The organism is Demequina ureilytica (assembly GCF_048553575.1).
In the GTDB taxonomy this organism is placed as follows: domain Bacteria; phylum Actinomycetota; class Actinomycetes; order Actinomycetales; family Demequinaceae; genus Demequina.
In genome coordinates this window covers 473952-485465 of record NZ_JBLZIE010000003.1, presented here as the reverse complement: position 1 = coordinate 485465, position 11514 = coordinate 473952, and the positions used below count along the sequence as shown (strand labels likewise).

8 protein-coding genes are annotated in these 11514 nt (G+C 67.4%); 5 read left to right on the top strand and 3 right to left on the bottom strand.

Going from position 1 to position 11514, the window contains the following annotated elements:
* Positions 1-6: 6 nt before the first annotated feature.
* Entirely contained in the window at positions 7-639 is a 633-nt protein-coding gene (gene ctaE, locus ACNI3K_RS11715) for an aa3-type cytochrome oxidase subunit III (protein WP_419392074.1), read from the bottom strand.
* 113 nt (positions 640-752) lie between these two features.
* On the opposite strand from ctaE, the gene ACNI3K_RS11710 reads away from it, so the two are divergent.
* The 3 genes from ACNI3K_RS11710 (at position 753) to ACNI3K_RS11700 (ending at position 6578) form a co-directional block, all read left to right on the top strand.
* Positions 753-1181, top strand: coding sequence for a response regulator (locus ACNI3K_RS11710; protein WP_419392073.1), 429 nt, complete (start codon positions 753-755; stop codon positions 1179-1181).
* A gap of 30 nt (positions 1182-1211) precedes the next feature.
* Complete coding sequence (trpD, locus tag ACNI3K_RS11705; RefSeq protein ID WP_419392072.1) at positions 1212-2252, top strand: anthranilate phosphoribosyltransferase; 1041 nt, start codon at positions 1212-1214, stop codon at positions 2250-2252.
* A gap of 225 nt (positions 2253-2477) precedes the next feature.
* The gene (locus ACNI3K_RS11700; protein WP_419392071.1) at positions 2478-6578 is read left to right on the top strand and encodes an endo-1,4-beta-xylanase; all 4101 of its coding nucleotides are present in this window, start codon (positions 2478-2480) and stop codon (positions 6576-6578) included.
* 92 nt (positions 6579-6670) lie between these two features.
* On the opposite strand, the gene ACNI3K_RS11695 is transcribed toward ACNI3K_RS11700, so the two are convergent.
* Positions 6671-8362, bottom strand: coding sequence for a DEDD exonuclease domain-containing protein (locus tag ACNI3K_RS11695; protein ID WP_419392070.1), 1692 nt, complete (start codon positions 8360-8362; stop codon positions 6671-6673).
* Between the two features lie 87 nt (positions 8363-8449).
* On the opposite strand from ACNI3K_RS11695, the gene ACNI3K_RS11690 reads away from it, so the two are divergent.
* A complete protein-coding gene (locus ACNI3K_RS11690; protein WP_419392069.1) occupies positions 8450-8644 on the top strand; it encodes a hypothetical protein in 195 nt (64 codons plus the stop codon).
* Between the two features lie 25 nt (positions 8645-8669).
* Here the strand turns inward: ACNI3K_RS11690 and ACNI3K_RS11685 are convergent, their stop codons facing one another.
* Complete coding sequence (locus ACNI3K_RS11685; RefSeq protein ID WP_419392068.1) at positions 8670-10463, bottom strand: AMP-dependent synthetase/ligase; 1794 nt, start codon at positions 10461-10463, stop codon at positions 8670-8672.
* Between the two features lie 82 nt (positions 10464-10545).
* Here ACNI3K_RS11685 and ACNI3K_RS11680 point away from each other — a divergent pair, with 82 nt between their 5' ends.
* Positions 10546-11505, top strand: a complete 960-nt coding sequence (locus ACNI3K_RS11680) for an ROK family glucokinase (protein ID WP_419392067.1) — start codon at positions 10546-10548, stop codon at positions 11503-11505.
* The last annotated feature ends 9 nt before the right edge of the window (positions 11506-11514 follow it).

The following is an 11514-nucleotide window of genomic DNA, read 5'->3' as shown; positions in this document are numbered from 1 at the left end:
TCTCCCCTACTGGACCAGGTAGATCACGGCGAACAGGGCGATCCAGACCACGTCCACGAAGTGCCAGTAGTACGAGACCACGATGGTCGTGGTGGCCTCGTGCGTGCCGAACTTCTTCGCCACGAAGGAGCGCCCGAGCACGAACAGCATGGCCAGGAGCCCGCCGAGGACGTGGAGACCGTGGAATCCGGTCGTGAGGTAGAACACGGAGCCGTACGGGCTCGAAGAGATGGTCAATCCCTCGGAGACGAGCACGGCGTACTCGTACACCTGGCCGGCAACGAACACCGAGCCCATGATGAAAGTGAGGACGAACCACTCATGCATGCCCCAGGCGCGGAACTTCCACAGCGGCCCGGTGCGGCGGCGCTGATAGCGCTCAGCGGCGTACACCCCCGCCTGCGCGGTCACCGAGGACAGCACCAGGATCGTGGTGTTCGCCAGCGCGAACGGCACTGTCAGGAGCTGAGTCTGCTCCACCCAGATCTCCGGCACCTGAGCGCGGAGCGTGAAGTACATCGCGAATAGACCTGCGAAGAACATCAGCTCGGAACTCAGCCAGACGATGGTTCCGACAGCTACCTGGTTGGGGCGCGTCGCGTGAATCGGTGACGGCACACTCGTCGTCGCGTGGGACATGCCAACCATTATTGCGTATGACGTAGGTCCTAGACGCCAGAACTCGCAGGTCAGCCCAAGTGTTGCGCCGTGAACCGCCGGCGGGCGTCGAGCTTCGTGCCAGAATGGTCGCCATGAGTGACGTGGCCAATCGCAAGGACGATGCGGTGGCGCCTGCGCGCGCACGCATCCTGGTGTACAGCGACGATCGGAACGTGCGGGAGAAGGTGCGGTTCGCGTGCGGCTCCACCACCCATGGCAGGACGATCGAGTGGACGGAGACCGCGACTCACGACGCGGTGATCTCCCAGGTCGACTCTCAGCGATTCGATCTGCTCATCCTCGACGGTGAGGCGGCGAAGTCGGGTGGCATGGGCCTCTGTCGGCAGATCAAGCACGAGCTCTACGACTGCCCGCCGATCATGCTGCTGGTGGGGCGTGCCGGTGACGCCTGGCTCGCCACCTGGTCAGAGGCTGACGCCGCGGTCGCCCACCCCTTGGACCCGTTCGCCGTGCGTGACGCTGTCGATGGGTTCTTCGCTCCCGTCGACCAGGCGTCCTGACCCGTCCCTGAACCGCCTCGAGGAGGCACCGTGCCCACTCTTCAGGATCTGCTCTCGCGACTGGTCGAGCACGAGGACCTCACCTCCGAGGAGACCGCCGCCGTGATGGACTCGGTGCTGACGGACAGCGCCTCTCCCGTCGCGATGGGGGCCTTCCTGGCTGCGCTGCGCGTCAAGCGCGAGACTCCCACGGAGGTCGCGGGACTTGCTCAGGCGATGTTGGATCACGCGCTACGGTTCGAGGCTCCCGGCCGCTGCGTGGACATCGTCGGGACGGGCGGCGACGGCGCCCACACCGTGAACATCTCGACGATGGCGTCGATCGTGACCGCAGGCACAGGCCTCACCGTGGTCAAGCACGGCAATCGCGCCGCCACCTCCAAGTCCGGCAGTGCCGACGTGCTGGCCGCGCTCGGGGTGCGCCTTGACCTGCCGCCCGAGAGGGTGGCCGACCTCGCGACCGAGGTGGGGATCACGTTCTGCTTCGCGCAGGTGTTCCACCCGGCGATGCGTTTCGCCATGCCGGTCCGCAAGGAGCTGGGCGTGCCGACGACCTTCAACATCCTCGGCCCGCTCACGAACCCGGCCCAGCCGGCCGCGACGGCCATCGGTTCGTCCAGCATGCGGGTGTCTCCGGTGCTCGCGGGCGTGATTGCCCAGCAAGGCCGCGAGGCGCTCGTGTTTCACGGCGACGATGGCCTTGATGAGCTGGCGCCCACCGGAGCCGCCACCGTGTGGGAGGTGCGCGGGGGAGAGGTGACCGAGCTGCGGCTCGACCCGGTCGTGGACCTAGGCCTCACCCCGATCACCATCGACCAGCTGCGCGGCGCCGACGCCGACCACAACGCGGAGGTGGCGCGCGATGTCCTGGCCGGTCGGCGCGGGCCGGTGCGAGATACCGTGGTGCTGAACGCAGCAGCAGGAATCGTGGCAGATGCGACGCTTCCTGGCACCGCGTCGGGCACCATCGCCGAGCGATTTGGGGCCGCGATGGAGATCGCGGTCCGCGCGATCGACTCGGGCGCCTCCGCGGACGTGCTCGATCGTTGGGTGACGGCCTCACGCAGCTGATCCCCTCAACGGTGTGGGCATACCGTTTCGAGTGGTTCTTCCAGGGGTGATGCTCCGCGGCACGCCACCAGTTCACGCAACTTTCGCACCGGTATCGCGCTCCCGCTAGTCCGTGCGCCACGGCGTGTATATCGTTTTCGCAACCTGCCCACCGAAGGGGAGGATGAGCGCTCCCGCTCGACCGACGCTTCGGTGGCCACGTCCGAATCGCGTAAAGGAGCGCTCATGCGGATCACTCTCCGCCCCCTAGCCGCCGTCGCATTCACTGCGATGGCCGCCATATTGCTGACTTTCGCCCTCGTACCCGCCACCTCTGCGCCCGCGCGCGCCGCGGCCGGCGGCGAGGTCGACATCGACTTCGAGGATGGCACCACGGGAACCTGGGTCGCCAACGGCGACGCCACCCTCGCGGTCGTCGACGATGGTTCCGGCGCGAACAATGTGCTGGCGGTCACCGACCGCGCCAACGCCTACGACGGTCCGTCCTCGCCGACGGGCGCGTTCGAGGCGGACGTCGAGTACACGTTCTCGATCGACGTGCGGCTGGCGGCGGACTCCGCCCTCAGGCTCATCGCGAACGAACCGGGTGCCTCCAACGAGTTCGTGTGGGTGGGCAACACCCAAGGCACGGCCGACGAGTGGGTGACGGTGACCGGCACCCACACCTTTGGTGCGGGCGCCTCCAGCGCGAAGGTCTACCTGGAGGTCGCGGATCTCGCTGGCTACGTCGTCGACGACATTTCGGTGACTGCGCCGGCATCCGAGCCGGAGCCGTGCGAGCCCGTGACCAGCATCGACTTCGAGGATGGGACCACCGGATCCTGGATCGCGAACGACGCCGCTACCTTGACTGTCGTCGACAACGGCGGGGACCAGGTGCTCGAGATCACCGACCGCACGGCTTCGCACTTCGGCGTGCAGTCGCCGACTGGCGAGTTCGAGCCGGGCGTAGTCTACACGTTCAGCGCCGATGTGCTGCTGACCGCGGCCGCCGACGTGCGCTTCATCGCGTTCGATGAGGCCAGCGAGGACACCTACAACTGGGTGGGCTCGACGACGGTCACTGCTGGCGAGTGGACGACGGTCACCGGCACGTACACCTTCGCGGCCGCGGACATCGCGACCGCGAAGGCGTACATCGAGGTGGCATCGACCGATGACTACCAGGTGGACGACATCGTGGTCACCGCACCGTGCGACGCGCAGGAGCCCGGGCCAGACCCCGGCACCGTAGCCTTCAGCACCGACTTCGAGAATGGATCCCTTGACGGCTGGGAGCTGCGCGACAGCGGCTGGAGCGAAGACGACGAGGGAGGCCCGCTTCCGGGCACCCCGACGGTCGAGCTCTCAGAGGAGCAGTCGGCGAGCCCCACTCATTCGGCGAGAGTGTCCGGACGCAACTCGCAGGGCGACGGGATCCGCTTCGAGGTCACCGACGTGCTCGTGACGGGCACTCAGTATGAGGTCACAGCATCGTTCCGATTCGCCGATGGAGAGACGCCGGGTGACATCTGGATGTCCTTGCAGAACGGCGAGTCGACGTTCTCCACGTTGGCGCAGTTCAGCGACGGGTTCTCGAACTCCGAATGGACCACGGTGACCGGATCTTTCACCATGCCGACGGTGGCTGAGGGCGCGCAGGCGTGGCTGTACTTCGAGACCGCGTACGACGGCGGCGCGAAGGGCAACACGTCCACGTTCTACATCGACGACATCTCCGTGGCGGTGCCTGAACCGGCCGTCATCGAGGACCTCACTCCCATCAAGGACACGGTGCCGTTCCCCGCAGGAGTCGCGATCGACTCGCGCGAGACCGTGGGAGCTCCGTCGGAGCTGCTCCTGCGGCACTTCAACCAGATCACCGCCGAGAACTTCATGAAGCCCGAGGCTTGGTACGACGGTGCCGGCAACTGGGCGCCCAACGCGGGCGAGATCGACTCCCTCATGGACTTCGCCGCTGACAACTCCTTGGGGATGTACGGCCACGTGCTCGTGTGGCACAGCCAGACGCCAGCCTGGTTCTTCCAGGACGAGACCGGTGCTCCGTTGACCGACTCGGAGGCCGACCAGGCGATCCTTCGCGAGCGGATGCGCACCCACATCTTCAACGTCGCGGAGTACCTGAGCGCATGGGGCGAGTACGGCGTGGACAACCCCGTGGTCGCCTGGGACGTCGTCAACGAGGTCATCGACGACTCCGCCGCGTACGCAGACGGCATGCGCCGTTCCGAGTGGTACCGGATCCTCGGTGAGACGTTTGTGGACGATGCCTTCCGCTACGCGGACGAGGCATTCAACGACACCTACGGCTCCGACGACGCCGTGACGTTGTTCATCAACGACTACAACACCGAGCAGTCGGGCAAGCGTTCGCGGTACCTCGCACTCATCGAGCGCATGATGGACCGTGGCGCTCCGATCGACGGCATCGGGCACCAGTTCCACGTCAACCTGTCGCTGCCTGTTCAGGCTCTCGAGGACGCGATCGTCGACGCGAGTGCGCTCGGTCTGACTCAGGTGGTGACGGAGCTCGACGTCACGACCGGGATTCCGGAGTCGCAGGCCAAGTTCATCGATCAGGGCTACTACTACCGTGATGCGTTCGACATCTTCCGCACGTACGCGGGTGAGCTCTACTCCGTGACGGTGTGGGGATTGGTCGACTCGCGGTCATGGCGGGATGCAAATGGCGGCCCGCTCGTGTTCGATGACGGCTACCAGGCCAAGCCCTCGTACTACGGGATCGTGGAGGGCCAGGCAGATGAGGAGCCGCTGCCGCCTCGCACCCGGACGGCTACCGCATTCGCCGGCTCGGTCGCGCTCGACGACGACGCGACCAGCTCTCCCGTATGGCAACGGCTGCCGCTGCTGCCGATCGAGGGCCAGGGCGAGTTCCAGTTCCGCTGGGCGGAGGATCACCTGACGGTGTTCGTGTCCGTCGAGGACGGGACCGCCGATGCGGGCGACGGCTTGGAGTTCACGCTTGACGGCGCGGACTACGCGGTGGGCCGAGACGGGGACGGGGACGCCGATGCGGTCGTCACCGAGACGGCGGTCGGCTACGACATCGTGGCGCACCTTCCGCTGACCGGCGCCGCCGAGTCGGACAGCATCCAGTTCGACGCCCGCATCACGGATGGCGCCACGACCTCCGGGTGGAACACCCCGGGAGCAACCGGCACCGTCACCCTTGTGGAGGAGCTCTCGTACCTCGAGATTCCGCAGGCGTCGGGCGTGCCTGTCATCGACGGCACGGTGGAGGAGGCTTGGAGCGGCGCCCCCTCGGTCACCACCGACAAGGTCAACGTGTCCGGCCCGGCCGAGCCGGCGGAGTTCTGGACCCTGTGGGACGACAACACCCTCTACGTCTACGCCGAGGTCCCTGACCCCGACGTCGATACGTCGGGATCGGACCCGTGGACGCAGGACTCCGTGGAGATCTACGTCGATGGTGGCAACTTCAAGAACGGCTCGTACCGCTACGACGACATGCAACTGCGCATCAACGCGGACAACGTGGTGTCGTTCGGCACCGGTGACGAGGGCTTCCAGGCCAACCGCGTCGAGTCGGCGACGAGCCGCATCGACGGCGGGTGGGCCGTGGAGGCTGCCATCTCGCTGCTGGAGTACGGCGGAGAGGGCACCTTCCACGGTGTGGACTTCCAGGTCAACGGTGCCGCGGATGGGGCTCGTCACACGATCCTCAACTGGGCGGACCCGACTGGTGCTGGTTACCAGTCCACCGCGCGCTGGGGTGTTGCACAGCTGGTGAACGGCGGCATGCCCTTCTCCGATGTCGGCGACTCGCTGGAGCACTACGCGGCGATCGAGTGGATGTGGGAGAACGGTCTCACGACCGGGTACGAGGACGGGACCTTCCGTCCCTTCGCTCCGTTGTCTCGTGACGCGATTGCCGCGTTCCTCTACCGTCTCGAGGATCCCGAGTACACGGCCCCCGCCGAGCCGGTGTTCTCGGACGTGACGCCTGGCAGCTCGGAGTTCTATACCGAGATCAGCTGGATGGGCGACACGGGTCTGTCGACCGGTTGGGACGACGGCACCTTCCGCCCGTTCGACTCCACCAAGCGTGACGCGATGGCGGCCTTCCTCTACCGGTACGTCGACCCCGAGAGCTACGTGGCTCCGGCGGAGCCGATGTTCTCGGACGTCACGCCGGGCAGCACGGAGTTCTACACCGAGATCAGCTGGATGGGCGACACGGGGCTGTCGACGGGATGGGACGACGGCACCTACCGGCCGCTGGAGCCCCTCACCCGTGACGCGTTCGCCGCGTTCCTGTACCGGCTGCTGGGCGACGACGCTTAGGTCCTAGCTCGCAAGCATCCCGCGGAGGCGCCCGACCGCATCACGCGGAACGGCGCCTCTGCGGGACACCGGTCGCGGTGATGAGGCACGAGTCAACGTCGCTCCGACCCGACTCTCGAGTCGTGGTCGGAGCGACGTGCGTCCACCCATTGGCGGTGCCGGCCGGCGCCGGTGACGGGGGAGGCCCACTCGCCGTCGACATAGAGCAACCGGGTTCCGGGCCGCTCCAGCCAGCGCAGGATGAGCTCTTGCTCCTCGACCAACGGCGCGTCTATCTCGAGCGTGTGCCAGCGCAGGCGGAGGGCGTCGGCCGCCTCCCACACGCCGCTGTCTACTCGCCGCGAGCCTGCCAGTACGCCGTGGGCAATCGATGCGAGCTCCCAGGCATCGTCAACGCGACGAACCGCGACGATGCGGCACCCACGCAGTGCCGCGAGGCGGTCGCGGCGCATCGCGCCGTCCACGAGCGCACTGAGAGCGTCCCTGAGTTCGCCTGCGCGCTCATACTCCATGCGCTCCGCTCGAGAGGCCACCTCCCGGCGCATGGCCTCGACAACAGGGGAGACGTCCCGGTCGAGGGCATCACGCGCCGTAATCAACGTGTCGTCGTAGCCGGACTCGGCGCCGCGCACGCATGGCGCGGCGCACGCGTCGAGGTCCTTGAGGATGCACGCATGGGCAGCCGCCCGCGGCACGATCGTGAGGCGCGTCGTGCACGTGCGTACGCCCAGGGCCTGCTCGACCGCCGATGCGGCGAGGCGCGCGTCCCCCATCGAGCGCATCGGCCCCAGCCAAGCGGGATCGCCGAAGGCCGATTTCACGGCTGACAGGCGCGGGTAGCGTTCGTCCGTGAGGCGTAGCCACGCGGTCTTCTCGGGCCGAGCCGACCTGCGGTTGTAACGCGGGCGCCACTGGTCGATCATCCGGATCTCGAGGACGTTGGCCTCAAGCTGCGTGGGGCACACCACGGTGTCGACGTCCACCGCGAGCTCGAGCATGTCGCGGATGCCCCGGCGGTTCTCGCCGCGCGTGAAGTAGGACTTGACGCGCGATCGCAGGTTGCGGGACGTACCGACGTACAGTCGCTCGCCTTGCGGGCCCCGGAACGTGTAGACGCCCGGCTTCGCCGGCACGCGGTCCGCCATGGTCGCCTTGCGGCGAAGAGAGTTCGGCATGGGATTGCGCAGTGAATCGAGATCCTCGCGATGCGTGACACCAAACGCGGCGAGGCGCTCGAGCATGCCGTGCAACACCTCGGAGGTGGCACGCGCGTCTTCGAGCGCCCGGTGGTTGGGCGTCACGCGGGTGCCGAACACTCGGGCCAGGGTCGCGAGCTTCTTGTTGGGCGCCTCCTCCTTGGTGGTCGCGCGGCGCGCGAGCAGGACGGTGTCGACGATCTCGGGCGCGGGCCAGGCGTATCCGTGGCGGCGGCACGCCTCCTTGAGGAAGCCCACATCGAACCGCGCGTTGTGCGCCACCAGCACAGCGTCGCCTAGGAACTCGAGGAAGCTCGGCAGCACCTGTGCGATCGGAGGTGCTGCGACCACCATCGCGTCCGTGATTCCCGTCAGCGCAACAATGAACGGGGGAATGGGGCCGCCAGGGTCCACCAGGGTCTGGAACTCGCCCACGATCTCGCCGCCGCGCGTCTTGACCGCCCCGATCTCCGTGATTTCGCAGTCGCGCGACGAACCGCCGGTGGTCTCGAGGTCCACCACCACGAATGTGGTCGCCGACAGCGGCTCGCCGATGTCGGCGAGGCTGCCCTGTACTGCCAGTGTCATGGTGCTAACGCTACGTCGCGCGTGTGACACGGCTGTGTTCGCGGGGCGCCGGAGCCGATGTCAGAGGTCGCCCGTAGCGTGCGGAACATGATCATTGATTGCGATACATGCGAGGTCCGGGGCAAGGCCTGCGGTGACTGCGTGGTGTCGTTCCTCACGATTCCGGTGCGACAGCCGCAGCCGGTCGAGATGGACGATGACCAGGCGGCGGCGGTCGACTGTCTCGTTGAAGGCGGACTGGTGCCGCCGTTGCGGTTGGTGCGTTCAGGCATCGCTAGCTGACACCGCTTAAGCAGTGCGGTTGTCGTCAGTCGGGACGGCTGCCGGTGTAGATGTCGTCGATCACGGCGCCGTACGTGTCGAGCACGCGCACGCGCTTGACCTTGAGCGAAGGCGTGAGCATGCCGTTGTCGATCGTGAGGTCGCTGTCGAGAATGCGGAATGCTCGCACCGACTCCGCCCTCGACACGGCGTTGTTGGCGCGGTCGATCGCCTTCTGGATGCGCGCGACGATGCGCTCATCTTTGGCCGCCTCGGCGGGCGTCATCGGCTCCATGCCCTTGCTCTGCAGCCACCCCGGCAGTGCGTCGGCGTCGAGGGTGATGAGCGCCGCGATGAAGGGCTTCCCGTCGCCGACGACCACGCACTGGCTCACGAGCGCATAAGCCCGGATCCGGTCTTCGAGCTCGGCAGGCGCGACGTTCTTGCCGCCGGCGGTCACGATCAGTTCTTTCTTGCGGCCCGTGATGGTCAGGTAGCCATCCTCGTCCTGCGTGCCAATGTCGCCGGAGTGGAACCACCCGTCCGCGAAGACGTCGTTGGTCGCGTCCGCGTTGTGGTGGTAGCCCTCGAACAGTGCCTCGCCGCGCAGCAGGATCTCGCCGTCGTCCGCGATGCGTGCCTCGATGCCTGGTAGCGGCGGACCCACAGTGCCGATCTTCGCGAGTGCGGGACGGTTCACGTGGGAGGCGGCGTTGGTCTCGGTGAGTCCGTAGCCCTCGAGAACAGTGAGGCCGAGCCCGCGGTAGAAGTGTCCCAGGCGGTCGCCCAGCGGTGCCGATCCGGAGATTGCCCACTGGGCCTTGCCGCCCAGCACGTCGCGGATCTTGCTGAGCACGAGCGCATCGGCCGCCTTGAGGCGCAGGCGAAGTGCCAGGCCTGGGCCGGCGTCCGTGTCGAGCGCCTTGGAGTAGTCGATGGCCTGCTTCGCGGCCCACCGGAAGATCTTCACCTTGCCGCCCGCCGCGGCCTTCTGTTCGGCGGAGTTGTAGACCTTCTCGAACACCCGCGGCACGGCCAGCACGAGCGTGGGATGGAAGGTTTGCATCGCGGGAACGAGTTTGGACGGATCGGGGCAGTACCCGATTACCGTGCCGGAGGCCACCAGAGCGATCTCGACCAGCCTTGCCAACGAATGCGCCAGCGTGAGGAAGAGCACCGTCGACGCGCCCTCGCCGAACAGCACGGGGCGAAGCTCGTCGTGGATGCCGGCGATGTGGCGCACGTAGGAGAAATGGGTGAGCCTCACCCCCTTGGGCCTGCCAGTGGTGCCGGAGGTGTACATGATGGTGGCGAGCGAGTCATGGCCGAGCGTCGCGATGCGGGCTTCCAGGTCCTCGTCGGAGACGTCCGCGCCTGCAGTGATGAGGTCGTCGAGAGCGCCATGGTCGATGACCAGCACCCGTTCGACCGGACTCTCCGGGTCATCCGCGACGGCGCGCGCTCGTTCTGCGAGTGCATCGGTCTCGGCGATGATGACGCTGACCTCGGCATCCGAGGCGATCCAGTCGACTTGCGACTGCGAGGAGGTGTCGTAGATCGGAACGGGGATCGCGCCCGCTGACATGATCGCGAAGTCGAGGACGGTCCACTCGTAGCGGGTGCGGGAGTAGATGGCGACGCGATCTCCGGCCGCGACGCCAGTCGCGATGAGCCCCTTGGCCACGGAGTTGACGTGGGCCTGGGCCTCGGACCCGGTGACGTCGATCCACTCGTCGTTCGCGTCTGGATGGCGCAGCACCACTCGGTCGGCATGCGTGGACCACGCAGCGCTGACAAGAGCGATGATGCTGGCCGGGTATTCGGCAGCCGGGCTTTTCATGGCGCCTCCGTTGGCATTCACGACAGTGACGCTCACGATACCCTCTTCCCAAAGCCAACCGAGCACCCAGGGAGCACCGTTCATGCACGCGATCGGCGTAGATATCGGCGGAACGAAGATCGCCGTGGGCGTCGTCGACGACGAGGGTCGCATTGTCGAGAAGACCCGTCGTGCGACGCAGCCTGAGGACGCCGCGAGCATCGATGCGGCGATCGCCGATGCGGTCATCGACCTCTGCGAGCGCCACGAGGTCCACCACGTGGGCCTCGCGGCCGCCGGATTCGTCTCGTCCGATCGGCGTCGGGTGCTCTTCGCCCCGAACATCGCATGGCGCGAGTACCCGCTCGCCGAACGGGTCGAGGCGCTGATCGGCCGCGACGACATCCATGTGGTGGTGGAGAACGACGCCAACGCCGCGGGCTGGGGCGAGTACCGCTACGGAGCGGGTCGCGACGTCGGCCACATGGTGATGCTCACGATCGGCACTGGGCTCGGCGCTGCGATCATCTCCGAGGGGCAGCTCGTGCGCGGGGCCTACGGATTCGCAGCGGAGCTCGGCCACATGCGGGTGCAGCCCGGCGGCCACCCGTGCGGCTGTGGGCATCGTGGCTGCTGGGAGCAGTACGCCTCCGGCTCGGCGCTCGTGCGCGAGGCGCGACGGGCCGCACGCGAACGGCCAGTGCGTGCCGCGGGTCTCATCGGGATCGGGGGCGGTGACGCCGCAGCCATCTCCGGACCCGACGTCACCCAGGCGGCCGCTGACGGCGACGAGCTCGGAATCGAACTGCTCGCCGAGCTGGGGGCGTGGATCGGCGCTGGCTGCGCATCGCTCGCTGCTGTGCTCGATCCCGAGTCATTCGTGGTCGGGGGAGGGGTGATCGCTGCGGGCGATCTCATGCTCGCCCCCGCTCGCGCCGCCTACGAGGAACACCTGCCGGCGCGTGGGCACCGACCGGTCGCCCCGATCGTCGCGGCAGCCATGGGCAATGATGCGGGCATAGTAGGAGCTGCGGCCCTCGCACGCGAGACACCGCACTCCTAGCCTCCCGCC